This is a genomic window from Buttiauxella agrestis ATCC 33320, from assembly GCF_000735355.1.
Classification (GTDB): domain Bacteria; phylum Pseudomonadota; class Gammaproteobacteria; order Enterobacterales; family Enterobacteriaceae; genus Buttiauxella; species Buttiauxella agrestis.
Map to the genome: position 1 here is coordinate 1 of NZ_JMPI01000024.1, position 24,810 is coordinate 24,810.

The following is a 24,810-nucleotide window of genomic DNA, read 5'->3' on the forward strand; positions in this document are numbered from 1 at the left end:
TGATGGCAGCGCAGGTTGCACCTTGTCATCATAATCACTGTAAACCACTTTCCAGGTTTTGCCGTCCTGGGTGTAGTTGATTTCGCTCAGACGGTACTTATCATCCAGTTTGTAATCTGTGGCTTCACCCGGCAGACCGAGGATCCATTGACGCAGGCTATTGAGCGGAATCGGCATGCCTGTCAGTTTGCCCACCATTTCTTCAGCGTTATCAGAAACGTACTTTTTGCCGTTGCGGTCAGTCAGTTGCACAACGCCTGGCTGGGCATTCAGCTCCAGTTCGGTGCTGCCTAATGGATTGGTCAGCAACAGGCGGTAACGGTCAGGTGAGGTTTGCTGCCAGTTATAACGCGCATAAACTTTTTGGCTATCGGAGAGATAGGCAAAAGCACCACGCGTCTGGTATTGGGTGATTTTTTGAACTTGTTGCTGGTGTTGTAACCATTGCGGGGAGTCAGGACTTTTGCCTGGGCCTGTTGACTGAGGAGTCACACAAGCAGTTAAAACAAGGCTTGCCAGTGGCGCAAGGCACAGCAGACGGGGTTTCGTCATAAACATAGTGGCGGCGGATCCTTCTCATTAATTTTAGTTGTTAACTGTTTATGCTAGCGGTGCCAGGCCAGGTCGTCTACGGTCAAGTTATCTTAAATCATTAATTGCAGTGATACTCCACAAGGGGTGACTCTCTTTTATTGACTGCCCGCATCCTGTATGATGCGCCGAGTTAATCCTTATCAACATCGGTATTACTCAGACCGCTCAATGACCCTGTTAGCACTTGGCATCAACCACAAAACAGCTCCAGTCTCGTTGCGAGAACGTGTTACGTTTTCGCCGGACACGCTCGACCTCGCTTTGAAGAGCCTGCTCGAACAGCCGATGGTGCAGGGCGGAGTAGTGCTTTCAACGTGCAACCGCACCGAGTTGTACCTGAGTGTTGAAGAACAAGAAAACCTGCACGAGCAACTGGTGCGCTGGCTGTGTAACTACCACAATCTCAACGAAGATGAAGTGCGTAACAGCCTCTACTGGCATCACGATAACGAAGCGGTCACGCATTTAATGCGCGTCGCAAGTGGTCTGGATTCCCTGGTGCTTGGCGAGCCGCAAATCTTAGGCCAGGTCAAAAAAGCCTACGCGGATTCCCTGAAAGGGCACTCGCACTCGAGCGAGCTGGAACGTATGTTCCAGAAATCCTTCTCCGTTGCGAAGCGTGTCAGAACTGAAACCGATATTGGTGCCAGCGCCGTTTCCGTAGCGTTTGCGGCCTGTACGCTGGCGCGCCAAATCTTTGAATCCTTATCGACCGTGACGGTCCTTCTGGTCGGTGCGGGTGAAACTATCGAGTTGGCAGCGCGTCATTTACGTGAACACAACGTGCAGAAAATGATTATCGCCAACCGCACACGTGAACGCGCTCAGGTGCTGGCTGATGAAGTCGGCGCAGAAGTTATCAGCCTCAGCGACATCGATTCACGCTTGCAGGAAGCCGACATTATTATCAGTTCCACCGCCAGTCCGCTGCCGATTATCGGCAAAGGCATGGTGGAGCGCGCCCTGAAAGCTCGCCGCAACCAACCGCTACTGCTGGTGGATATCGCCGTTCCGCGCGACGTCGAGCCCGAAGTAGGCAAACTGGCGAATGCCTATTTGTATAGCGTTGACGATTTGCAGGCGATTATTCAAAGCAACCTCGCGCAGCGCAAAGCCGCCGCGGTTGAAGCCGAAACCATTGTCGCGCAAGAATGCAGCGAATTTATGGCCTGGTTGCGCGCGCAAAGTGCCACCGAAACCATCCGCGAATATCGTAGTCAGGCTGAACAGGTGCGTGATGACCTGGCAGCCAAAGCGCTCGCCGCCCTCAAGCAGGGTGGCGATGCCGAAACCGTTCTTCAGGATCTGGCGTGGAAATTAACCAATCGCCTGATCCACGCACCAACCAAATCTCTCCAGCAGGCTGCCCGTGACGGGGATGACGAACGCCTGCAGATTCTGCGTAACAGCCTCGGGCTGGATTAGCAAATAAACTCTTATTACAAGGTGAAACACCGCCCATGAAGTCTTCTATCGTTGCCAAACTAGAAGCCCTGCAAGAGCGCCATGAAGAAGTTCAGGCCCTGCTTGGTGATGCTTCCACAATTGCCGACCAGGACCGTTTCCGCGCGCTGTCGCGTGAATACGCTCAATTAAGCGACGTTTCCCGTTGCTTCCTGCAATGGCGCCAGGTTCAGGAAGATATTGAAACCGCGCAGAGCATGCTTGATGACCCGGAAATGCGCGAGATGGCGCAAGAAGAATTAAACCAGGCAAAAAGTGATAGCGAAGAATTAGAACAACAACTGCAAGTGCTGTTACTGCCGAAAGATCCGGATGACGAACGCAATGCCTTTGTTGAAGTTCGCGCCGGAACGGGTGGCGATGAAGCGGCTATCTTCGCAGGCGATCTGTTCCGCATGTACAGTCGTTACGCGGAATCACGTCGCTGGAAAGTCGAAATCCTCAGCGCCAACGAAGGCGAACACGGCGGCTTTAAAGAAGTTATCGCCAAAATCAGCGGCGATGGGGTTTATGGGCGTCTGAAATTCGAGTCCGGTGGCCATCGCGTACAGCGTGTTCCTGCAACTGAATCCCAGGGCCGTATCCACACTTCAGCGTGCACCGTTGCGGTGATGCCAGAAATTCCAGAAGCGGAACTGCCGGATATCAACCCTGGTGATTTGCGTATCGACACCTTCCGTTCTTCGGGCGCGGGCGGTCAGCACGTTAACACCACCGACTCCGCAATTCGTATTACCCACTTGCCTACCGGTATCGTTGTTGAGTGCCAGGACGAACGTTCGCAGCACAAAAACAAAGCCAAAGCGCTTTCTGTGTTGGGTTCGCGTATTCGTGCCGCTGAAATAGCTAAGCGTCAGCAAGAAGAAGCGTCAACGCGCCGTAACCTGCTGGGCAGTGGCGACCGTTCAGACCGCAACCGTACCTATAATTTCCCGCAAGGCCGTGTGACCGATCACCGCATCAACGTGACGTTATATCGTCTTGATGAAGTGATGGAAGGTAAGCTCGACGGGCTTATCGAACCCATCGTGCAAGAATTCCAGGCAGACCAGTTAGCGGCGCTGTCTGAGCAGGATTAATGGATTTTAAATACTGGCTACAACATGCCATCGCCCAGCTTCAGGAAAGTGAAAGTCCGCGTCGTGACGCGGAAATCCTGCTCGGTTTCGTCACTGGAAAAGCGCGAACCTTCATTCTGGCCTTTGGTGAAACCGAACTGACCGCCGAACAGTTACAGCGGTTGGACGGTTTGCTGGCACGCCGAGTGAAGGGTGAGCCTATCGCTCACCTGGTGGGCGAGCGTGAGTTTTGGTCGCTGCCGCTGCGAGTTTCGCCGGTGACGTTAATCCCGCGTCCAGATACTGAATGCCTGGTTGAACAAGCCCTCGCCAGAATGCCTGAAACGCCATGTTCCGTGTTGGACTTAGGCACCGGAACCGGGGCAATTGCCCTGGCGATTGCCAGCGAACGCCCGGATTGTTGCGTCACCGCCCTCGACCTTATCCCTGATGCTGTAGAACTTGCTCGCGATAATGCGAGTCGCCTCGGAATTCCCAATGTTGAGGTCTTGCAAAGCGATTGGTTTAGTGCGCTCAATACACAACGTTTTAGCGTGATTGTCAGTAACCCGCCGTACATTGATGCGCAAGATCCGCACCTTTCACAGGGTGACGTGCGTTTTGAACCTCGTAGCGCGTTGGTAGCTGAAAACCACGGTTTAGCCGATTTACGCACGTTGGTAGAGACTGCGCGAAATTTCCTTGAGCCAGGTGGCTGGGTGCTGCTCGAACATGGTTGGCAGCAGGCGGCGCAGGTGCGTGAACTGTTTAATGATGCTGGATATACCGAGATACAGAGCTGTCAGGATTACGGTGGGAACGACCGTCTGACAGTGGGACGCTATTTTTACATAAGGAACTGAGCAAAATGGCAACTTACTTCGCGCTCAAGCATTTGCATATTCTGACGGTCTTCATTTCCATCAGTCTGTTCGTTTTACGCTATTGGTGGCAATACCGTCATTCAGCGATGTCAAACAAGCGCTGGGTGCGCATTGTGCCGCATATCAACGACACGGTATTGCTGGTCAGTGGCGCCGCATTAGTGATGATTACGCATTTCTATCCCTTCACGCCGCAAGGTGCATGGCTGACTGAGAAGCTATTTGGCGTTATTATCTATATTGTTTTAGGGTTTATCGTGCTGGGCAAACGCCCGCGCAGCCAGCAAATTCGGCTGTTTGCCTTTTTGTTGGCCCTGGTGGTGCTTTACATCATCATTAAACTCGCCACCACAAAAATACCATTATTGGGGTAAGTCATGAGGTCGTTGGCCGATTTTGAATTCAATCAGGCGCCGTTGTGCGAGGGTATGGTTTTAGTCTCGCAGCTGATCCGTGATGATTTCCCGGCGCAAGAAGTACGTGCACAACTGGAAAGCCTGGCCCGTCAGGCGCGTGAAGAGATCTGCGAAGGTCTGCACCAGGATGTGCAACTCGAAAAATTAATCGAACTGTTTTATGGCACCTGGGGTTTTAAAGACGCCAGTGGCGTTTACCGTTTATCTGATGCGTTGTGGCTCGATAAAGTGCTGGCAAAACGCCAGGGCAGTGCGGTGTCATTGGGCGCCATTCTGTTGTGGATTGCCGAACGCCTTGATATTCCATTAAATCCGGTCATTTTCCCGACGCAGCTGATTTTACGCGGCGACTGGATGGACGGTGAAATGTGGCTTATCAACCCGTTTAACGGTGACACACTCAACGAACACACGCTGGAAGTGTGGCTGAAAGGTAACGTTGGGCCGACTGCCGAGCTGTTCGATGAAGATTTAGACGAAGCCGATAACGCGGAAGTGGTGCGCAAGTTGCTCGACACCCTGAAATCGGCATTGATGGAAGAGCGTCAAATGGAGCTGGCACTGCGTGCAAGCCAGGTTCTGCTCCAGTTTAATCCGGAAGATCCGTACGAAATCCGCGACCGTGGTTTGATTTATGCTCAACTCGATTGCGAACACGTAGCACTGACAGACCTCAGCTATTTTGTTGAGCAGTGCCCGGAAGACCCGATAAGCGAGATGATCAAAGCGCAAATTAACTCGATTTCGCAAAAGCAGATCACCTTGCACTGATGCCAAATTTTTAAATATTTCCCAACAAGGCGAGATAAAGATGGAACAAAAAGTAGTTAAGATTGGTGACATCAAGGTCGCAAACGACCTGCCATTCGTGCTGTTTGGCGGCATGAACGTGCTGGAATCCCGCGATCTGGCGATGCGGATTTGTGAGCATTACGTCACCGTCACTCAGAAACTGGGTATTCCTTACGTCTTCAAAGCGTCTTTCGATAAAGCCAACCGTTCATCCATCAACTCTTACCGTGGCCCAGGCCTGGAAGAAGGGATGAAGATTTTCCAGGAACTGAAGCAAACCTTCGGCGTGAAAATCATTACTGATGTTCATGAAGCAAGCCAGGCGCAACCTGTTGCCGATGTGGTTGATGTGATTCAGCTGCCTGCGTTCCTTGCTCGTCAGACCGACCTCGTTGAAGCGATGGCTAAAACCGGCGCGGTAATCAACGTTAAGAAACCACAGTTCGTTAGCCCTGGCCAAATGGGTAATATCGTTGATAAATTCCATGAAGGCGGCAACGATCAAATCATTCTGTGCGACCGTGGCGCTAACTTCGGTTACGACAACTTAGTCGTCGATATGCTGGGCTTCAGCGTGATGAAACAAGTGTCTAACGGTTCACCGGTCATCTTCGATGTGACACACGCCCTGCAATGCCGTGACCCGTTTGGCTCCGCATCTGGCGGCCGTCGTGCTCAGGTCACTGAACTGGCTCGTGCTGGCATGGCTACGGGTCTGGCTGGCCTGTTTATCGAAGCGCACCCGGATCCAGACAACGCACGTTGCGATGGCCCATCTGCATTGCCACTGGCAAAACTTGAGCCATTCCTCAAGCAGATTAAAGCGATTGACGATCTGGTGAAGAATTTCGAACCGCTGGACACCAGCAAGTAATTTTCTGAATCAGAAAATAAAAAGCCCTTATCTCGCGATAAGGGCTTTTTTTATGCCTTTGTATTATCAGGCAAAGATCGTCATCAAATAGGCGGCAAACAAAGCAAGGTGCGCCGTACCATTAAGCACATTGGTTCGCCCGGTTGAGAACGAAATCTGGCACAACACCAGCGACGTGAGCATCACCACCAACTCCGGCATCCCTAAACCAAAGGTCAGATCGTTGCCCGTTAGCATGGCAATCAACGTCACCGCCGGCACTGTCAGTGAAATAGTTGCCAGCACTGAGCCAAAGAACAGGTTCATTGCGCGCTGCACCTGGTTACTCAGCACCGCTCTCAACGCCCCTAAACCTTCAGGGGAGAGAATCAACAGCGCCACCAGGAAGCCCGTAAATTGCGCTGGCGCATTCAGCGTCGTGAGCAGCGATTCCAGTGGCCCCGCATTCATCTTAGTCACCGCAATGACCGCAACCAAATGCACAATCAGCCAGATGGCGTGCCAGGTGTTGCTGTGCGCTGACGGTTTACCATGATGTGGGTCGTCGTCATCAGACTCATCTTCATGTTCATAGACAAACAGACTCTGGTGCGTTTTGGTCTGAATCAACAAGAACACGCCATACATTGCCGCTGAAATAGCGGCCGCCATTAACGCCTGGCCGGTACTAAAATTACCTTCCGGAAGTGCTGTGGGTAACACCAGCACAATCACCGCAAGGGGAAACAGGGCAATCAAATACTGTTTGATGCCAAACAGGTTCATGTACTGTGTGGCGAATTTATTTCCACCCAGCAGAAGCGAGAAACCGACCAGCCCCCCCGTCACAATCATGATGATCGAATAGAGCGTGTCGCGCATCAGTGTCGGCGCGGCATCACCGGTCGCCATTAATGCAGAAATTAAGCTAACTTCTAGAATAACCACCGAAAGACTAAGAATCAGGGAACCATAGGGTTCACCTAAACGGTGCGCAAGCACGTCAGCATGACGCACCACGCTAAAAGCACTACTTAAAATGCCCACCAGGGCCAGAATATTAATCCCTACAACCGCCGGTAAAGACTGGCTTCCTCCCCACACAGCCAGTACGACCAGCGCTAATACCGGGAAAATGAGGGAACTCTCCTTATGACGGGTTTTCACCGCCTCATGTTGTGTTTTGGTCAAAATACTTCTCCAGTTGCATAGGTATTAAGCAATTTAGTTATTATAGTCGGACATTAAAACCCCGCTAAAATAGCAAACTAAGGCGTTTTTATGGGGAAATTTACTCAGTTTTACCGCTTATATAGCCATAGTATTTCTGATGAATAAAAATCACAGTTTACTGATTTTAAGCAATACTAAACATAGAGATAGGATTTCTATAAAAGCAATAATCCCGATTCCTGGCAAAATCACACATGTTGTTTCACACTTTAGTTTTCCCTGACTGAGGATGGTGTGATGCCTTACAACAGCCGAAGTGACCTCCCTGAAAATGTTCAAAACGTTCTTCCCGCCCATGCCCAGGATATCTACAAAGAGGCATTTAATAGCGCCTGGGATGAATATAAAGATAAAGATGACCGTCGCGATGATGCCAGTCGCGAAGAAACAGCCCATAAGGTCGCCTGGGCGGCAGTGAAACACGGGTATCAAAAAGGGGATGACGACAAATGGCACAAGAAAAAGTAAACCCTACATAATGTATTGATATCCATATTCAAACGCCGCAACACACATCAGTATGGCAAGTTAATATGACATTTTTGTTGTTTTGTGATCGACATCAAACTTGCCAGCGCCCCGCTAATTGCTTATGTTCAGGTATATGTTGTTTTAATATTAAGCAGTAACTAAAAGCCCGGAAGGCGCATCTGACGTAGTCACACGGAAGTTTGCAGTGGCGGAGGTGTATGGTGTTAACGCGTGATTTCTTAATGAAAGCGGATTGTAAGACAGCTTTTGGTTCCATTGAGGAATCGTTGTTGTGGAGTCCTGAGCAGCGCTCGGCATCACTCGCCGCGACGATTGCTTGTCGTCCCGATAACAGCCCCGTATGGATTTTCGGCTATGGTTCGCTGATGTGGAACCCGGCATTTGAATATGAAGAGTCAGCCGCAGGAACACTAGTTGGTTGGCACCGTGCTTTTTGCCTGCGTTTGACGGCAGGGCGCGGAACCGCTTGTCAGCCTGGGCGCATGCTGGCGCTCAAAGAAGGCGGGCGCACCACGGGTCTGGCTTACCGCCTTCCCGAAGCCATGCTTGAAGATGAGCTGACGCTGGTGTGGAAACGGGAAATGATCACCGGCTGCTATTTGCCGACGTGGTGCAAACTCGAACTTGATGATGGTCGCGTCGTTAACGCGCTGGTATTTATCATGGATCCGCGTCATCCGCTTTACGAAGCCGATACGCGAGCTGAAATTATCGCGCCGTTAATTGCCGCTGCCAGTGGCCCACTGGGCACCAATGCGCAGTATCTCTTCTCGCTGGAACAAGAGTTGATCAATCGGGGAATGCATGACGATTGCCTGGATGAGCTGGTCAATAAAGTCAGAGACTGGCTACAACCGAAGGGCGATGAAGGGGATTTGCAAACTCACTTCGCATAAAATTCATTCCGGCTCTTAGTCATAAGAGCCGGAATAATGCTTTTAAGCAGGGACATAACTAATTGAATGCTCAAGCGATTTGCTGTGGCTATCAATCAGCACCTTCCACTTCCCGCTGTACGGTACCGTCAAATAAGCAGACTGCTTATCTTCCACACTCAAAATATCCGCCTGCGGTTTGCCCGCAGAACTGTTGTCGCTCATCAAATGAATATGGCTTTTATTTGAACAGTGAACCACCACGGTATCACCGCCGAAAAGATGCAGACTGGCTTTCACTACAGGCATTTTTATACTCCGCTATCACAACAAAGTTAGACATCCGCGCCGCTGGTTTTGCTGGCAATCAGTGATGTTGTTCACAAATCGCACTTAACGCATAACACCAGACCCCGGCGTCACAAATGCTGACTTTGATCAAAAAATGCTGTAACGAATCAACTTTAGTGTACATGTGCCTGAAACCATTCAGCGGATGAATTTTTATGCGGAAAATTAGCCTCTGGTCATCATTAAATCTGGTATCAGAAGGTTAAGACTTTATCTGCGGCCAGCGTCCACTCAGCCAGTTCAACCAACGTGCCAATCTCAACGCCTTCGACCAAAGGCAAAGCCGTGATGCCGCGCCCGTCGGTGCAGGTCTTGCACAGTTTTACCGGCACATTCTGCGCAGTCAAAATCTCCAGCATTTGCTGAATGTTGTAGCCTTCAGACGGTTTCTGGCCGCGTAAACCCGCAGTCACTGCGTCAGACATCAAAAACAGTTTCACTTCCGGTTGCGGCTGTTGGTCGCATAACGCGATAGCCAGGCGCAGGCTGTTAAACAGAGATTCGCTGCCGTAAGCAGCTCCGTTGGCAATAATCACTATTTTTTGCATATATTCTCCTGTGCACCCTTCGGCACGACTTTTGCTTATCTATAGCAATACATGCCGTTCAGGAGCGTTTTATGAAGGCTATCGTCGCCGTGAATCCCACTTCTCGTGACTTTTTAATGGCGGCCCAAACTCGTGGGCGTGAGCAGTTGCAGGATATTTTGCAAATCGGTGAACTCACCGGCTGCATAGCCAGGCTCGCCCATATGCTACAACGCGAACGCGGGGCTTCCAACATTTGGCTGTGCTCCTCCGGTCGGATGTTTGGTGATGAACATCTGCGTTGTATCGCCGGGGTTGATCGTGAGCTGGCGCTTTTCCGCCAGGCTATCGCCGAACCGGATTACCTGCCGGGAAGCGCGCTACTTGTCAGTCTTGCCTGCGCGCTGCATTACCTTGAACGATTACCCTCGCTGCGCACACAGATTACCGCTCAACAGATTCAGCCGTTGCAGGCCATGGAGCAGTTCAATATTACCCTGCGCCATTTGCTGAGTATTGTTCCCGAAACCAGCAATGTGGTTGAGGATGCCGGTGTGGCTCGCGCGCTGGCGGCGTTATTCAGTTTTATGCAGGGTAAAGAACTTGCCGGGCAAGAGCGGGCAATTGGTGCGCTCGGGTTTACTCTGGGGGAGTTTAGCGACACATTGCGCCAGCAACTGGTCGACAGAATCGACAGCCAGCAACACTGTTTTGAGGCTTTTTGCAGCATGACGGACTCGCAACTGCGCCAGCAATTTCAGACCTGTGGTGAACCGTGTCGCGAAACCGAACAACTCCGTCGCATGGCCTGCACCCGACTGCAACACGACGGCGATGAACCACAACGCGCGCTACGCTGGTTTGCACTGTTAACGACGCGAATTGATGCGCTCAAAGAGGTGGAAGATGCGCTAATCGAGACTGTTATGGCGCAGGCACAGCAAGCGCTCGGGCAGGTTTTGCAGCAAAGAGATCCAGACGAGCTTGAAATTGCCCGTTGGGTGGCAGGGCACGGCAGCCACGACGCAGAACGTTATTTTGACCGTCATCTTTTGCCGTTGGTGCGTCAACAGGCGCGGCAACTCGAAGCCATGGCGCAACAATTAGCCTCGCTCCAGGCAACGCTTGAGGAACGCAAAGTGATCGATCAGGCCAAAGCGCTACTCATTCGCCATCAGGGGTACAGCGAAGAACAGGCGTGGCAGACCCTGCGCAAGATGGCAATGAACCAGAATAAACGCATGGTGGATGTCGCCAGCGCGATGGTGTCTGTGGCGGATATCTGGCAGATACCCACTAAGGAGTAGCTGCACAAACAGTGGGCGTAAACTGCGTGTTTATGGTGCGAGTCACACCCTGTTTTCCATCAGAACCCATGGATTACGGCCTTCAAAAACTGGCACGCGAGTTGCAACACTCATTATGAAAATTATTTTGACCCGAATTGCGCCAATGGCGGTGTGGTTCGGGTTGGACAAAGGCGTCCTTCAATGTGCTGACCACACATTGTCGGGCGCTTTTTTTTTACCTTTTTATCAGGAAGAAGCCGATGAGCAATAAAACCATAACCCTCTCGCGCCGCCGATTTCTACAGGCGGGTGCGGCACTAGGCGGTGCATATTTGCTGCCGGGCATGATGAATTCTGTGTGGGCTGCGGGGAGCGACAAACCGGAGCAAACCACGGTGAAAGTCGGTTTTATTCCGCTTACCGATTGCGCCTCGGTCGTCATGGCCGCGGTCAAAGGCTTCGATAAAAAATACGGTATTTCGATTGTGCCGAGTAAAGAGGCGAGCTGGGCTGCCGTGCGCGACAAAATGGTTTCCGGCGAACTTGATGCCGCCCATGTTTTATACGGGCTGGTCTACGGGCTGGAAATGGGTATCGCCGGTAAGCAACAGTCAATGGCCAACCTGATGACGCTCAACAATAACGGCCAGGCGATCTCTCTTTCGATGGATCTTGCAAAGCAGGGCGTGACGGATGCGGAAAGCCTGAAAAAACTCGTGGCCAGCAAAGCGCCGGGCAGTTTTACCTTCGCGCATACCTTCCCGACGGGCACACACGCGATGTGGCTGTATTACTGGCTGGCACAGGCGGGAATCAACCCGTTTACCGATGTGCGAACCGTTGTGGTTCCGCCTCCGCAAATGGTGATGAACATGCGCATCGGCAACATGCACGGTTTTTGTGTCGGTGAACCCTGGAACCAAAGAGCCATTAGCGACGGGGTCGGTTTTACCGCCGCAACCTCGCAATCCATCTGGCCGGATCATCCGGAAAAAATTCTTGGCACGCGCCGTACCTGGGTCGAACAAAACCCGAATACCGCCCGTGCGCTGGTGGCCGCCATTCTTGAAGCGTCGCGCTGGATTGATGCCAGTGACGACAATCGCCGTGAAACCGCAAATGTCCTTGCCGGACGCGCTTATCTGAACACCAAAGCGGACTATCTTAACGGGCGCATGCTCGGGCAATACGACAACGGTATCGGCAAAAAATGGCAGGACGACCATGCCATGCATTTCTTCCGTGAGGGCGAAGTGACCTTCCCGTGGCTTTCTGACGGCATGTGGTTCCTGACACAACACCGTCGTTGGGGTCTGCTGGATAGCGACCCGGATTACCTTGCCGTCGCCAAACGTATCAACCGCATTGATATCTATCAGCAAGCCGCTACCGCCGTGGGCAACATTTCCATACCTGCCGCCCCGATGCGCACCAGCACCCTGATGGATGGAAGCACCTGGAACGGCAGCGATCCGGCTGCCTACGCCGCAAGTTTTGCCATTAATAAACGCTAAGGGGAATGACATGAATCAGCCTGCACAGAAACCGCCGACCACAGCACTTAGCGCCACGCCAGGGGAAGTCATTACTCTGCCTCCCGTCACCGTTCGCCGCCGTAAATCGCCGTGGCGTACATACTGCCTGAGCTTTTTCCAGCGCCTGGTGCCCGCCGTTCTGGGGATGGGATTATTGGTCGTCGCCTGGCAAATCGCCGCCCTAAATAGCCAGGGTTTTCCAACGCCGCTCAGTACGCTGGAATCGGCTATTACGCTGTTTTCAGACCCGTTCTATAACGCCGGGCCTAACGATCAGGGCATTGGCTGGAATGTGCTTGCCTCGCTCCAGCGCGTGGCTGTTGGGTTTGGCCTCGCCGCCATTGTTGGTATTCCGGCAGGTTTTCTGATTGGCCGCTTTACCTTCTTAGCCCGCATGTTCAACCCGATTATTTCGTTATTGCGCCCGGTCAGCCCGCTGGCCTGGCTGCCGATTGGCCTGCTGTTGTTCCAGAAAGCAGAACCGGCATCGAGTTGGACCATTTTTATCTGCTCTATCTGGCCGATGGTGATTAACACCGCCGAGGGCGTCAAACGCATCCCGGACGATTACCTCAACGTGGCGCGGGTGCTGAAACTTTCCGAATGGACGGTGATGCGCAAGATTTTGTTCCCGGCGGTTTTACCCGCGGTATTAACCGGCGTGCGTTTATCCATTGGCATTGCATGGTTGGTGATTGTCGCCGCTGAAATGCTCACCGGCGGGTTGGGGATCGGTTTCTGGATCTGGAATGAGTGGAACAACCTCAACGTCGAAAACATTCTTATTGCGATTGTGATTATCGGCGTCGTCGGGCTGCTGCTCGAGCAGGGTTTGATGTTGCTGGCGCGTCGCTTCAGCTGGGAGAAATAATCATGAAGAAAATTATTCAGGTTCAAAATGTTAGCCAGCGTTTTTCCACTGCCAGCGGCGAGTTTTTAGCGCTGAGCAACGTCAGTTTTGATATTGAAGAAGGCGAAACCATCAGCCTGATTGGTCACTCAGGATGCGGCAAATCCACGCTGCTGAATTTGATTGCTGGAATAACGTTGCCCTCCGAAGGCGGCCTGCTGTGCGACAACCGCGAAATCGCCGGGCCAGGGCCAGAGCGCGCCGTGGTGTTTCAGAATCATTCGCTGCTGCCGTGGATGACCTGCTTCGAAAACGTGGCGCTGGCGGTGGATCAAGTCTTTCGCCACACCATGAACCGCGCCGAGCGCCGCGAATGGATTGTGCACAACCTCGAGCGCGTGCAGATGGGCCACGCCGTTAACAAGCGTCCCGGAGAGATTTCCGGTGGCATGAAACAGCGTGTCGGCATCGCCCGTGCGCTGGCGATGAAACCCAAAGTGCTGCTGATGGACGAGCCGTTCGGTGCGCTCGATGCGCTGACACGCGCCCATTTGCAGGATGCCGTGATGCACATCCAACAAGAGCTGCACACCACCATTGTGCTGATCACCCATGACGTTGACGAAGCCGTACTGCTTTCCGACCGCGTGCTGATGATGACCAACGGCCCGGCGGCGACGGTAGGTGAAACGCTGAACGTTGACTTACCGCGCCCGCGCAACCGCGTGGAACTCGCCGAAGACAGCCGCTATCACCATCTGCGCCAGCAGGTGCTGCGCTTCCTCTACGAAAAGCAGCCTAAGGCTGCCTGAGGAGCTGCTCATGATGCGACGTCTGATTGTGATCGGCAACGGCATGTCCGCTATCCGCCTGGTGGAGCAAATCGTGGCGCGAGCGGCGGGACGTTTTGCCATTACTGTTTTTGGTGAAGAGCCGGTGCTGAGTTACAACCGCATTTTGCTCTCGCCGGTGTTGGCGGGGGAAAAACCCGCCCAGGCGACGCAGTTGCACGACGCTGCGTGGTACGTTTCCCACGGCATTGAGTTGCTCACGGGGGAGGCGGTCCTGGAGGTGGACACGCAGCGCCAGACGGTTCGCTCTGATAGTCGCACGCTCGAATATGACGAACTGGTTTTTGCCACCGGCTCATACCCGTTTATCCCGCCGATTGACGGGCATCAACAGCCACATGTGCATGGCTTTCGCACCCTGGCAGATGTAGATGCAATTCTTGGCGGCGAAGGCAATGTTGTGGTACTTGGCGGAGGTTTACTGGGGGTGGAAGCCGCGGCGGCACTGTGTGCGCGTGGAATTTCCGTCACTCTGATTCACCGTCAGCCATGGCTCATGGATATTCAACTCAACCCGCAGGCAGGTGCTTTGCTTGCGGAGCATCTCGCACAACGGGGGATTTGCTGCCAGCTCAATTGCGGCATTGAGCGCATTTCTGAAACTAGCGTGACGTTAAGCAATGGCGATGTTTTACCCGCCGGGCGAGTGATTATCGCCACCGGCGTAAAACCCAATATCCGGCTTGCGCAGCAGGCGAGTATTTCTTGCCAGCGCGGCATCAGCGTTGATGCACAACTGCGTAGCACGACGCCCTGCGTCAGCGCATTGGGCGAATGCTGCGAAATAGACGGGCAAACCTGGGGGCTGGTGGCACCTTGTCTGCAACAGGCCGACGTTTTAGCCGCCCGTTTATGTGGTAGCGCTTTAAACGACTTCCACTATCAGGATCGCGGCACGCGCCTGAAAGTCAGCGGTATCCCGCTATTTTCCGCAGGCGACATTCGCACCCAACCGGACACACGCGTGCTCACCGCCTTTGATCCCATCACCCGACATTATCGCTGCCTGCATTTGCGGGACGGCAAGCTGGTGGGCGCACTGTTAATGGGTGATATCACCCCTGCTAATACACTCACCGATATTTTACTCAGCGCGGCGCCCGTTACGCCTGACGTGCTGTTTGATGAATACCACTCTGATGAGCAGCCGTTGGCTGCCGGAAATGACGACATGACAAAAGCAACGCTGGTAGTAATTGGTCACGGCATGGTCGGACACCACTTTCTGGAACAGTGCGTGGCGCAGAAACTGCATCACAGCCATCACATTGTGGTGTTTGGCGAAGAACGCCACCCGGCATATGACCGTGTGCATCTGTCGGAATATTTTGCGGGACGCAGCGCCCAGTCGCTCTCAATGGTGCAGGGCGATTTCTTTGCAGAGAACGGTTTTGAGCTGCGTTGCAACAGTAAAATCGTTGAAATTGACCGCCAGCAACGGGTGGTGCGTGACCATGAAGGACGTGAAACCTGGTACGACAAACTGGTGCTGGCGACCGGGTCGTTTCCGTTTGTGCCACCGGTTCCGGGTCACGACCTGCCAGGCTGTTTTGTTTACCGCACGCTTGATGACCTGGACGCCATTGCCGAACGGGCCCGCAATGCCACTCGCGGCGTCGTGATTGGCGGTGGTTTGCTGGGGCTGGAAGCGGCAAATGCGCTCAAACAGCTGGGTCTGGAAACGCATGTTGTGGAGTTCGCGCCCAATCTCATGGCGGTGCAACTCGATAACGCGGGTGCGGCGATGCTGCGCGAAAAAATCAGCGATATTGGCGTGCAGGTGCATACCAGCAAATCTACAACAGCGATTACCGACGTTGACGGTTTACAGCTTAATTTCGCCGATGGCGAGACGCTCAATACCGATCTCATCGTCTTCTCTGCGGGTATCCGTCCGCAAGATGCGCTGGCACGTAGCAGTGAACTCGCACTTGGCGAACGCGGTGGGATTGTGATTAACGACCGTTGCCAAACCAGCGACAGCGCAATTTATGCCATCGGCGAATGCGCACTTTGGGAAGGGAAAATTTTCGGTCTGGTCGCGCCGGGTTATCAAATGGCACGTGTAACGGCTGCAACCCTTGCCGGGCAGGAATCAGCATTCCTGGGTGCCGATATGAGCACCAAACTGAAATTGCTCGGCGTGGAAGTGGCCTCATTTGGTGACGCTCACGGGCGCACGCCAGGCTGCCAGAGTTACCAGTGGACCCACGGCCCACAGCAAATCTACAAAAAAATCGTGGTCTCTGCCGATAACAAAACCCTGCTCGGTGGCGTACTGGTGGGCGACAGCCAGGAATACGCCACGCTGCTGCAAATGATGCTCAACGGCATGGCGCTACCTGCACAACCGGAAAGCCTGATTTTGCCAACAATGGCAGGCGGCGCGCCAAAAGGGTTGGGTGTCGCGGCATTACCGGAAAGCGCACAAATTTGCTCGTGCCATAACGTCAGCAAAGCGGATATTTGCGCCGCGGTAAGCAACGGCGCGGGAGACATGGGCGCGATTAAGGCATGCACCAAAGCGGCAACAGGCTGCGGCGGCTGTTCGGCACTGGTGAAACAGGTGATGGAATACCAGTTACAAGAGCAGGGCGTGGAGGTGAAAAAGGACATCTGCGAACACTTCCCGTACTCGCGCCAGGAAATCTACCACCTGGTGCGCGTTAACCATATCCACAGTTTTGAACAGCTGATAAGCCGTTACGGTCATGGTCACGGCTGTGAGATTTGCAAGCCACTGGCGGCGTCGGTGCTGGCGTCGTGCTGGAACGAGTATTTACTCAAACCTGCCCATCTACCGTTACAGGACACCAATGACCGTTATTTCGCTAACATCCAGAAAGATGGCACCTACTCCATTGTGCCGCGTGTACCGGCAGGCGAAATTACACCCGATGGTTTAATTGCGATTGGTCAGGTGGCAAAACGCTACCAGCTATACAGCAAAATTACCGGCGGCCAGCGAATCGACCTGTTTGGCGCTCGCCTGGAAGAGCTACCGGCGATTTGGGAAGAGCTGGTCGCGGCGGGCTTTGAAACCGGACACGCCTACGGTAAATCACTGCGCACCGTGAAATCCTGCGTTGGTTCGACCTGGTGCCGTTACGGCGTACAAGATTCAACGGGGCTGGCGATTGAACTCGAGAACCGCTACAAGGGCCTGCGTTCGCCGCACAAAATCAAAATGGCAGTCTCCGGTTGCACCAGGGAATGCGCCGAAGCACAGAGCAAAGATATCGGTGTGATTGCGACAGACAAGGGCTGGAACCTTTACGTTTGCGGAAATGGCGGCATGAAACCGCGCCATGCGGACCTGTTTGCCAGCGACCTGAGTCGCGAAACGTTGATTCGTACCATCGACTGCTTGCTGATGTTTTACATCCGCACCGCCGACCGTCTGCAACGCACCAGCACCTGGATGGACAACCTCGAAGGCGGCATTGAATACCTGCGCGACGTGATTCTCAACGACAGCCTCGGCCTGAACGACGAGCTGGAAAAAGAGATGGTGGCCGTAGTGGATACTTACCAGTGCGAATGGCAGACCACGCTCAACAGCCCGGATCGCCTGGCATTGTTCCGCTCTTACGTGAACAGCGAACAACCGGACGAAGCGGTGCAGCGTCAGACTCTGCGCGGCCAGTTACAACCGGTCAGCGAAGTTGTCCATCTGCCCCCCACGACGCCAGCCAAACCCTGGCACGCGGTGTGTGATATCAACGCCATTCCTTTGCAGGCAGGCATTGGCGCGCGTTTAGGCGAGCTGCAAATCGCTCTGTTCCGTTTTGGCGATGCGATTTACGCGCTCGATAACCTCGAGCCGGGCAGCGATGCCAACGTGCTTTCGCGCGGTATTGTCGGCGATGCGGGCGGCGAGCCGATTGTGATTTCACCGCTGTATAAACATCGCATTCGCTTGCGCGACGGGCGCACTCAGGATGGCGAACAGGCGGTTCGCGCCTGGCCGGTGAAAGTGGAACAAGGCACCGTGTGGGTGGGAAGCCAGGCGCTGATTATGCGTGCGGAGGCATCATGACTAACGTCGTGCGTTCAACATGCCCTTACTGCGGCGTCGGTTGCGGTGTGGAGGTTCGTCAAACCGAGAGCCGAGGTTTTGAGATAAGCGGTGACAAACAGCATCCGGCAAACTTTGGGCGGCTGTGCGTCAAAGGTGCGGCATTAGGCGAAACGCTGGGTCTGGAAGGGCGTTTGCTGTATCCCGAAATCAATGGCGAGCGCTTGGAATGGGAGGCCGCGCTGGATGAAACGGCGCATCGTTTGCAGGCGATTATTGACGAGTTCGGCCCCAAAGCGGTGGCGTTTTACGCCTCCGGCCAGTTGTTGACCGAGGATTATTACGCAGCCAATAAGCTGATGAAGGGGTTTATTGGCGCGGGGAATATCGACACCAATTCGCGGCTGTGTATGTCCTCGGCGGTGGTGGGATACAAACGCGCATTTGGCGCGGATTTTGTGCCATGCAGCTATGAGGATCTCGAGCAAACTGACTTGGTTATCCTGGTGGGTTCCAATGCGGCCTGGGCACATCCGGTTCTGTATCAACGCCTGATGCAGGCTAAACAACAGCGCCCGCAGATGAAAGTGGTGGTTATCGACCCGCGTCGTACGGCGACGTGTGACATTGCCGATTTGCACCTCGCACTTCGCCCCGGCAGCGACGCCGCATTGTTTGTTGGGTTATTGAACCATTTGCAGCCGTCATTGGCGGAAACGACATTTGACGGGCAAACCGCAGCGCTGGATATCGCCGCCGACTGGACACTGGAGAAATGCGCGGACTTTTGCCAGCTCGAAAGCGCGGATGTGCAGACTTTATGGCAATGGTTCGCCCAGGCAAACCGGGCGATGACGCTTTACACCATGGGCATTAACCAGTCGTCGAGCGGCAGTGATAAATGCAATGCGATCATCAACGTGCATCTGGCGAGCGGCAAAATTGGGCGCGAAGGGTGCGGCCCCTTTTCGCTGACCGGACAACCGAATGCCATGGGCGGGCGTGAAGTCGGCGGCCTGGCGAATCAACTGGCCTGCCATATGAATTTTGAGCCAGCCGATATCGCCCGTGTCGGGCGTTTTTGGGGCAGTGAACGTATTGCCGAAACGCCGGGGTTAATGGCCGTCGAACTGTTTGAAGCGATAGGGCGCGGTGAAGTCAAAGCCGTGTGGATTATGGGCACCAATCCCCTGGTTTCGCTGCCGGATAGCTCGCATGTGGCGCAGGCACTGGCGAAATGCCCGCTGGTGATTGTCTCGGAGGTGGTGTCAGACACGGATACTTCGCGTTTCGCCACCGTCAAATTTCCGGCACTGGCATGGGGGGAGAAAAACGGAACCGTCACCAACTCTGAACGGCGTATTTCACGCCAGCGTGCGTTTCTACCCGCACCGGGCGAGGCGCGTGCCGACTGGTGGATGGTCGCGCAAATTGCCCAACGCCTGGGTTATCGCGAAGCCTTTCACTGGCAACATCCCCATCAAATATTCAGCGAACATGCGGCTCTTTCCGGCTATGAAAATAACGGCATTCGCGCATTTGATATCAGCGGTCTGGCAAATTTAAGCCGTGCGCAATACGACGCGCTGGAACCTGTGCGCTGGCCGGTCACGGAGCAGGGGCATTCACCCTTTAAAAGCTGGCATCCGAACGGGAAGTTCCAGTTGCTGCCGGTTGAACCGGCTTTACCCCAGGCGAGCGCCGACCACACTTACCCGCTGATTCTCAACAGCGGGCGTATTCGCGACCAGTGGCACACCATGACGCGCACTGGCAACGTGCCGCGCCTGATGCAGCACATGAAAATGCCGTTACTGGAGATCCATCCGCGTGACGCTAAACGTTACGGTGTCACTAATAGTGGTCTGGTCAGAGTGGCTTCACGTTCCGGTGGCATGGTTGCGAAGGCGTGGGTGAGCGAAAACCAACTGCCGGGAAACGTGTTTGTACCGATGCACTGGAACCAGCAGTTTGCGCGCAAAGGGCAGATCAACAGCCTGGTGAAAAGCGTGTGCGATCCCCATTCCGGGCAGCCTGAAAGCAAACAAACAGCCGTGCGCATTCAGCGCTGGCAGCCTGGATGGTGTGGTGAGATTTTTGCGCGTGAAGATATCGTGTTTGCGCAGGAGATCCAATGGTGGAAGCAGGCTTCACCCGGTGTTACGCATTTCCTGTGTGCCGCAGATACTCATGCTTCTGCATGGATAGAAGCGCTTGCTGCCGGACGCGGCTGGCAGTTGCAAACCGCCTGCGGGGACGGTCAGTTTTACCATGTCCTCGCCTGGCAAAACGGGGTGTTACAGCTGGCTTTCTATAGCGCACACGTCTGGCCTGAGATCGCCACGGCTGCGGTAGTGAATGCGTTTGAACAGGCCCCGGAAACGGCGGCGGATCGCCATCGGCTGTTAGCCGGAAAAGCGCCCGGCGCACAAGCCGATGCGGGTGCGACAGTATGTAGTTGCTTTGGTGTGGGAGAGAAAATGATTCTTGCCGCAATCGCAGGGGGCTGCCAGTCAGTCGCACAACTGGGTGAAAAACTGCGTTGTGGCACAAACTGCGGCTCTTGTATTCCAGAACTTAAAGCGTTGTTGAAATAACACCCGGAGTAATCTGTGTTTACGAGTTTGGGAATGAATTGCTGCGGTGTGATGTTATAATTTCCAGATGTTTAGAAAAGCCGTTCCATTTTTCACCCTGTCATACGCACTCCTTAGCGCTGGAGGGGCTGCCAGTACCCGGCAGAACTTTATCGAGAGAGCCGAAAACCCTTTTGACCAGTCAACCGAACAACTGCCCGATCTGGGTATGGCCCCGGAATCGGATGCCGCCGCACGCGAAATTGCCGCCATGGCAAAGAAATTCGGTGAAGCCAGCATGGTCGATGATGGGCTGGATGCGGGGGATCAGGCGCGATTGCTGGCTTTTACTCGCCTGCGCGATGTGCTTACCGACAAAGTCACCAGTGAAGCGGAATCGCTGTTATCTCCCTGGGGGAAAGCCAGCGTCAATTTGCTGGTGGATGAGCACGGTAACTGGAACGGCAGCAGCGCCTCTTTGTTTACGCCCTGGCAGGATAACAACCGTTATCTCACCTGGAGCCAGGTGGGATTTACCCAGCATGACGACGGGTCGATAGGGAATATCGGTGCCGGGCAGCGTTGGGTGGCGGGCGGCTGGCTGCTGGGATATAACGCTTTTTACGACAATCAGCTTGCCAACAATTTACAGCGTGCCGGGTTTGGCACCGAAGCGTGGGGCGAGTATTTACGTCTTTCGGCTAATTATTATCAGCCATTATCCAGTTGGCAGGACGGGAGTAGCGAAACTCTGGAGCAGCGTCTGGCGCGAGGTTATGACATTACCGCGCAGGCGTGGCTGCCGTTTTATCGCCATATCAATACCAGCCTCAGCTTCGAGAAATACTACGGTAATAGCGTTGACTTGTTCGATAGCGGTACGGGTTATCGTAACCCGGTGGCGGTGACGATGGGATTGAGTTACACGCCGATACCGCTGCTGACGCTCACCGCGCAGCATAAGCAGGGTGAAAGCGGCGTATCGCAGGATAATCTCGGCCTGAAGCTGAATTACCGTTTTGGTGTGCCGGTGGCAAAACAGTTGTCTGCGGCTGAAGTTGCGACCACCAGTTCATTACGCGGCAGCCGTTACGACAACGTGGAGCGTGATTCCTTGCCGGTGATGGAATATCGCCAGCGTAAAACGTTATCGGTATTTTTGGCGACGCCGCCATGGGAATTGCACACGGGCGAAACGGTGGCACTTAAGCTGCAAATCCGCGCCAGCCACGGTATTCGCAGTATTACCTGGCAGGGAGATACTCAGGCATTGAGCCTGACGCCGCCTGCGAATAACCGCGACACTAACGGCTGGAGCATGATCATGCCGATGTGGAACGATAACGGCCCGAATGAATATCGTCTTTCTGTGGTGATTGAAGATGATAAGGGCCAGAAAGTGACGTCTAACTGGATTACGCTGAAACTGGCGGAGCCGTTGGTGGTGAGTCCACTTGCCGATCCACGTTATGAGTTGTTACCGCAATAATCTGTGATTTCGGGATACGGTTTGGTTTTGTAGGGTGGATAAGCGAAGCATCATCCACCACATTCCCCGTTCTAACCTTAAAATATCCGGTCCTGATGCACCCAAACCGCCGCTTCGACACGGGATTTCAGTTTCATCTTTTTAAGCAGGTGCTTCACGTGAACTTTCACCGTGCTTTCGGTGATATCGAGGCGGCGGGCAATCATCTTATTCGGCAAACCCTGGGCGATGAGTTTAAGGATATCGCGCTCGCGTGGTGTCAGCAGGTTAACGTCGCGGTCAGACGTGGCGCGGTTGGCACGCAGGCTGGCGGCCAGCACTGGCGTTAATGCTTCGCTTAATACCATTTCACCCGCAGCGGCTTGTTGCAGAGCCTTGAGCAAATCTTCCGGTTCCATATCTTTCAGCAGATAACCATCTGCGCCGCGTTTCAGCGCGGTGACAACGTCTTCCTCATGATTTGAAACGCTGAATACCACAATGCGACCAGACAGCGGTTTTTCACGCAGGCAATCGAGTGTTTCCAGTCCGTTCATCCCCGGCATATTCAAATCCAACAGGATCAAATCAGGGTCGAGTTCTTCGGCAAGTTGTACGCCTTGTTCACCATTCCCCGCTTCACCAACAACCGCCAGTTCCGGCGCCATACTGATGAGTTGTTTAACGCCAGTGCGCAGCATGGGATGATCGTCGATAAGCAATATGGTCGAGGCTTCCGGGTTACTCATGTTGTGCTCCTGGGTTTATTTCGGGGATAAAACTCACGATGACCTGAGTGCCGCCACCAGGGCGTTCGCGCACCTGGCAATCGCCTCTCAGACTTTGCGCACGATCTCGCATAATAATAAGACCGTAATGGTTACGGCGCTCGCCGTTGTCGGGAATGCCACAGCCGTTATCCCAGATGGTTAAGGTAATTTGATTGTCGCGATGAATTACGCTGACGCCACTTGCGGTGGCGTTGGCGTGTTTCAGACTGTTATTTAACGCTTCACGGGTAATTTGCACCAGGTGAATGGCCTGATGAGACGGCACCAGGCGCGGCGGCACCTGGTAATCCAGATTGACCGGGAAGCCCAGTTTTTCGCTAAATTCGCGGCAACTGGCTTCCAGCGCCGGGCGCAGCCCCGGCTCGATTAATTGCAGGCGGAAGGTCGTCAGTAATTCACGCAGTTGTCGCCATGAAGTATTCAGCTCGCTACGCATCTGCCCCAGCAGCGTCTGCATTTCAGGGGGAAGGGAAGCGCCTTGCATTTGCAGACAGCTGACCTGCATTTTCAGGCAGGAGAGCGACTGGGCGATAGAATCATGCAATTCGCGGGCGATGGCTGAACGTTCTTCCATGACCACCAGTTGCTGCTGGCGCTCGTACTGCCGCTCAAGCGCCAACGTGGCGGTGAGCTGTTCCATCAGGGTTAAAACCAGTTGCTGCTGGTCATGCGTCAGGCTGCTACCGAGCGGTAATTGCGCCAGCACCAGACCGTACTGAATGTGGTTATCGGTCAAACGCCATTTTTGTGCGGTGGTTTCGCAAGGTTGTAGCAATGGCTCGCGCGGGCAAAGATTACAGCCGCTGGCTTCACAACTGCTGTCAGGTTGGTAGGTATATTCTTCGTAATTCTCTTCGTCTTCATATTCATAAACCCGCAGCTCGATGTTACGCAGCGGGGTCAAATGCTGTAATTCGCTGAGAACCGGCGACAGGCGCTGGCACAGCGGAGCTTGCGAGTGCAGGCGGCGGTTAGCCTGATACAAAAATGAGAGGATCTGGTTTTTTTGCTCAAGCCCGGCGGTTTTTTCACGCACGCGTTGCTCAAGGCTGGCGTAGCTTTCCGCCAGTTCGGCAGACATGCTATTAAGCGCGATGCCGAGCGTTGCCATTTCATTGCGACCACGGACGTTCACGCGGTGAGTGAAGTCCCGCTGCCCAATCGCCTGCGCCATGGTCAGCAATTTCTGCCAGGGACGCAGTAACTGTTTGCGTAACCAGATGACGGTGAAAATGATCAGCAGGCCCATTAATGCCGCCATGCCAAGTTGCAGCTGGATAATCCGGTGCAGGCGCATTTCGGTGGTGTGATCAAAGGTGGTGACAAGCTTATCTATGCGGGCGACAAAACCGGCAACATGCGGTTTAACCTGGTCGGCATTGTTGGCACGGCGCAGCGCGGGTTCGAGTTCCTCACGCCAGTAATGTTGCAGGGCGGCGAGTTTATCTTGTTGGCCGTCTTGTTCCGCCGCCTCCTGTAAATCTTTGCTCCAGGTGGTTTGTTCCATCTCATCGAGCAGCGCGTTGTCCTGATCGTTAAGCGGAATAGACGCCAGCAGACGATAGCTTTGCATGCGCATCGAACCCGCTTTATTGATGGCGTGCGCGTTACCCTGAATTCCTTGCGCCAGCCAGCCCGCAAGACTCATACCCGCGACACCCAACAATGCCAGCAACAGCACAATTAAGGCCAGTTGGTTGAACAAAGTGAGCGGAGAGAGCAGGCGTTTAAGCATTAACAGAGGAACTCCGTTGAGTGAAAAATGACAATGCGGGTATTTTCAGACATCCCCCGGAGTATACCCATACCCCTTAAGGATTACCCACTAATTGCCAGGGGTGGCATATTTCAGTGTAAGGGTATTAACAGCTTCTTTCAGGCATGTGAAAAACC

General features: G+C 53.9%; 21 protein-coding genes. 15 read left to right on the forward strand and 6 right to left on the reverse strand.

Going from position 1 to position 24,810, the window contains the following annotated elements:
• A partial coding sequence (gene lolB, locus GBAG_RS08180; RefSeq protein ID WP_034495090.1) for a lipoprotein insertase outer membrane protein LolB occupies nt 1–552 on the reverse strand: 552 nt, incomplete at its 3' end.
• A gap of 210 nt (nt 553–762) precedes the next feature.
• On the opposite strand from lolB, the gene hemA reads away from it, so the two are divergent.
• From hemA to kdsA, 6 genes are read left to right on the forward strand one after another with little or no spacing between them, the layout of a single operon-like run.
• On the forward strand, nt 763–2,019 hold the full coding sequence (gene hemA / locus GBAG_RS08185) for a glutamyl-tRNA reductase (RefSeq protein ID WP_034494950.1): 1,257 nt from the start codon (nt 763–765) through the stop codon (nt 2,017–2,019).
• Between the two features lie 35 nt (nt 2,020–2,054).
• Complete coding sequence (gene prfA, locus GBAG_RS08190; RefSeq protein ID WP_034494951.1) at nt 2,055–3,137, forward strand: peptide chain release factor 1; 1,083 nt, start codon at nt 2,055–2,057, stop codon at nt 3,135–3,137.
• A complete protein-coding gene (gene prmC / locus GBAG_RS08195) occupies nt 3,137–3,979 on the forward strand; it encodes a peptide chain release factor N(5)-glutamine methyltransferase (protein WP_034494952.1) in 843 nt (280 codons plus the stop codon). The genes prfA and prmC overlap by 1 nt, the downstream gene beginning before the upstream one ends.
• A 5-nt stretch (nt 3,980–3,984) precedes the next feature.
• On the forward strand, nt 3,985–4,374 hold the full coding sequence (locus tag GBAG_RS08200) for a SirB2 family protein (RefSeq protein WP_034494953.1): 390 nt from the start codon (nt 3,985–3,987) through the stop codon (nt 4,372–4,374).
• 3 nt (nt 4,375–4,377) lie between these two features.
• Nucleotides 4,378–5,187 (forward strand): invasion regulator SirB1, encoded by an 810-nt coding sequence (gene sirB1 / locus GBAG_RS08205; protein ID WP_034494954.1) that lies wholly within the window; start codon nt 4,378–4,380, stop codon nt 5,185–5,187.
• A 40-nt stretch (nt 5,188–5,227) separates the two neighbouring features.
• Nucleotides 5,228–6,082 (forward strand): 3-deoxy-8-phosphooctulonate synthase, encoded by an 855-nt coding sequence (gene kdsA, locus GBAG_RS08210; RefSeq protein WP_034494955.1) that lies wholly within the window; start codon nt 5,228–5,230, stop codon nt 6,080–6,082.
• A 66-nt stretch (nt 6,083–6,148) separates the two neighbouring features.
• On the opposite strand, the gene chaA is transcribed toward kdsA, so the two are convergent.
• On the reverse strand, nt 6,149–7,252 hold the full coding sequence (gene chaA / locus GBAG_RS08215) for a sodium-potassium/proton antiporter ChaA (protein ID WP_034494956.1): 1,104 nt from the start codon (nt 7,250–7,252) through the stop codon (nt 6,149–6,151).
• A gap of 279 nt (nt 7,253–7,531) precedes the next feature.
• On the opposite strand from chaA, the gene chaB reads away from it, so the two are divergent.
• Nucleotides 7,532–7,762: a putative cation transport regulator ChaB gene (chaB, locus tag GBAG_RS08220; protein WP_034494957.1), complete on the forward strand. Its 231-nt coding sequence runs from the start codon at nt 7,532–7,534 to the stop codon at nt 7,760–7,762.
• 224 nt (nt 7,763–7,986) lie between these two features.
• On the forward strand, nt 7,987–8,682 hold the full coding sequence (locus tag GBAG_RS08225; RefSeq protein ID WP_034495092.1) for a gamma-glutamylcyclotransferase: 696 nt from the start codon (nt 7,987–7,989) through the stop codon (nt 8,680–8,682).
• A gap of 42 nt (nt 8,683–8,724) precedes the next feature.
• Here GBAG_RS08225 and GBAG_RS08230 read toward each other — a convergent pair whose 3' ends face one another.
• On the reverse strand, nt 8,725–8,970 hold the full coding sequence (locus GBAG_RS08230; RefSeq protein WP_034494958.1) for a DUF1883 domain-containing protein: 246 nt from the start codon (nt 8,968–8,970) through the stop codon (nt 8,725–8,727).
• A 236-nt stretch (nt 8,971–9,206) separates the two neighbouring features.
• Complete coding sequence (locus GBAG_RS08235; RefSeq protein ID WP_034494959.1) at nt 9,207–9,560, reverse strand: DsrE/DsrF/TusD sulfur relay family protein; 354 nt, start codon at nt 9,558–9,560, stop codon at nt 9,207–9,209.
• A gap of 71 nt (nt 9,561–9,631) precedes the next feature.
• Between GBAG_RS08235 and GBAG_RS08240 the strand changes: the two genes are divergently transcribed.
• The 7 genes from GBAG_RS08240 (at nt 9,632) to GBAG_RS08270 (ending at nt 22,147) form a co-directional block, all read left to right on the forward strand.
• Complete coding sequence (locus GBAG_RS08240; RefSeq protein ID WP_051873666.1) at nt 9,632–10,846, forward strand: nitrate regulatory protein; 1,215 nt, start codon at nt 9,632–9,634, stop codon at nt 10,844–10,846.
• A gap of 242 nt (nt 10,847–11,088) precedes the next feature.
• Nucleotides 11,089–12,342, forward strand: a complete 1,254-nt coding sequence (locus tag GBAG_RS08245) for a CmpA/NrtA family ABC transporter substrate-binding protein (protein WP_034494960.1) — start codon at nt 11,089–11,091, stop codon at nt 12,340–12,342.
• Between the two features lie 10 nt (nt 12,343–12,352).
• A complete protein-coding gene (gene ntrB, locus GBAG_RS08250; protein WP_034494961.1) occupies nt 12,353–13,234 on the forward strand; it encodes a nitrate ABC transporter permease in 882 nt (293 codons plus the stop codon).
• Nucleotides 13,235–13,236: 2 nt separating this feature from the next.
• Nucleotides 13,237–14,025, forward strand: a complete 789-nt coding sequence (locus tag GBAG_RS08255) for an ABC transporter ATP-binding protein (RefSeq protein WP_034494962.1) — start codon at nt 13,237–13,239, stop codon at nt 14,023–14,025.
• Between the two features lie 10 nt (nt 14,026–14,035).
• Nucleotides 14,036–18,103, forward strand: coding sequence for a nitrite reductase large subunit NirB (gene nirB, locus GBAG_RS08260; RefSeq protein WP_081908390.1), 4,068 nt, complete (start codon nt 14,036–14,038; stop codon nt 18,101–18,103).
• Nucleotides 18,100–20,679: a nitrate reductase gene (locus tag GBAG_RS08265; protein WP_034494963.1), complete on the forward strand. Its 2,580-nt coding sequence runs from the start codon at nt 18,100–18,102 to the stop codon at nt 20,677–20,679. Before nirB ends, GBAG_RS08265 begins: the two co-directional genes overlap by 4 nt.
• 67 nt (nt 20,680–20,746) lie before the next feature.
• The gene (locus GBAG_RS08270; RefSeq protein WP_051873667.1) at nt 20,747–22,147 is read left to right on the forward strand and encodes a YchO/YchP family invasin; all 1,401 of its coding nucleotides are present in this window, start codon (nt 20,747–20,749) and stop codon (nt 22,145–22,147) included.
• Between the two features lie 77 nt (nt 22,148–22,224).
• On the opposite strand, the gene narL is transcribed toward GBAG_RS08270, so the two are convergent.
• Nucleotides 22,225–22,875 carry a two-component system response regulator NarL gene (gene narL / locus GBAG_RS08275; RefSeq protein WP_034494964.1) on the reverse strand — a complete coding sequence of 217 codons (651 nt, stop codon included), beginning with the start codon at nt 22,873–22,875 and terminating at the stop codon, nt 22,225–22,227.
• Nucleotides 22,868–24,652, reverse strand: a complete 1,785-nt coding sequence (narX, locus tag GBAG_RS08280) for a nitrate/nitrite two-component system sensor histidine kinase NarX (protein ID WP_034494965.1) — start codon at nt 24,650–24,652, stop codon at nt 22,868–22,870. The genes narL and narX overlap by 8 nt, the downstream gene beginning before the upstream one ends.
• Nucleotides 24,653–24,810: the final 158 nt, after the last annotated feature.

Excerpts from the sequence above, each read along its gene's own strand:
- GBAG_RS08245 (WP_034494960.1), top strand. The coding sequence starts at position 11,089 with ATGAGCAATAAAACCATAACCCTCTCGCGCCGCCGATTTCTACAGGCG.
- narX (WP_034494965.1), bottom strand. The coding sequence starts at position 24,652 with ATGCTTAAACGCCTGCTCTCTCCGCTCACTTTGTTCAACCAACTGGCC.
- GBAG_RS08240 (WP_051873666.1), top strand. The coding sequence starts at position 9,632 with ATGAAGGCTATCGTCGCCGTGAATCCCACTTCTCGTGACTTTTTAATG.
- prmC (WP_034494952.1), top strand. The coding sequence starts at position 3,137 with ATGGATTTTAAATACTGGCTACAACATGCCATCGCCCAGCTTCAGGAA.
- ntrB (WP_034494961.1), top strand. The coding sequence starts at position 12,353 with ATGAATCAGCCTGCACAGAAACCGCCGACCACAGCACTTAGCGCCACG.
- narL (WP_034494964.1), bottom strand. The coding sequence starts at position 22,875 with ATGAGTAACCCGGAAGCCTCGACCATATTGCTTATCGACGATCATCCC.
- nirB (WP_081908390.1), top strand. The coding sequence starts at position 14,036 with ATGATGCGACGTCTGATTGTGATCGGCAACGGCATGTCCGCTATCCGC.
- prfA (WP_034494951.1), top strand. The coding sequence starts at position 2,055 with ATGAAGTCTTCTATCGTTGCCAAACTAGAAGCCCTGCAAGAGCGCCAT.
- GBAG_RS08230 (WP_034494958.1), bottom strand. The coding sequence starts at position 8,970 with ATGCCTGTAGTGAAAGCCAGTCTGCATCTTTTCGGCGGTGATACCGTG.
- GBAG_RS08200 (WP_034494953.1), top strand. The coding sequence starts at position 3,985 with ATGGCAACTTACTTCGCGCTCAAGCATTTGCATATTCTGACGGTCTTC.
- chaB (WP_034494957.1), top strand. The coding sequence starts at position 7,532 with ATGCCTTACAACAGCCGAAGTGACCTCCCTGAAAATGTTCAAAACGTT.
- GBAG_RS08270 (WP_051873667.1), top strand. The coding sequence starts at position 20,747 with ATGTTTAGAAAAGCCGTTCCATTTTTCACCCTGTCATACGCACTCCTT.
- GBAG_RS08255 (WP_034494962.1), top strand. The coding sequence starts at position 13,237 with ATGAAGAAAATTATTCAGGTTCAAAATGTTAGCCAGCGTTTTTCCACT.
- kdsA (WP_034494955.1), top strand. The coding sequence starts at position 5,228 with ATGGAACAAAAAGTAGTTAAGATTGGTGACATCAAGGTCGCAAACGAC.
- hemA (WP_034494950.1), top strand. The coding sequence starts at position 763 with ATGACCCTGTTAGCACTTGGCATCAACCACAAAACAGCTCCAGTCTCG.
- GBAG_RS08265 (WP_034494963.1), top strand. The coding sequence starts at position 18,100 with ATGACTAACGTCGTGCGTTCAACATGCCCTTACTGCGGCGTCGGTTGC.
- sirB1 (WP_034494954.1), top strand. The coding sequence starts at position 4,378 with ATGAGGTCGTTGGCCGATTTTGAATTCAATCAGGCGCCGTTGTGCGAG.
- GBAG_RS08235 (WP_034494959.1), bottom strand. The coding sequence starts at position 9,560 with ATGCAAAAAATAGTGATTATTGCCAACGGAGCTGCTTACGGCAGCGAA.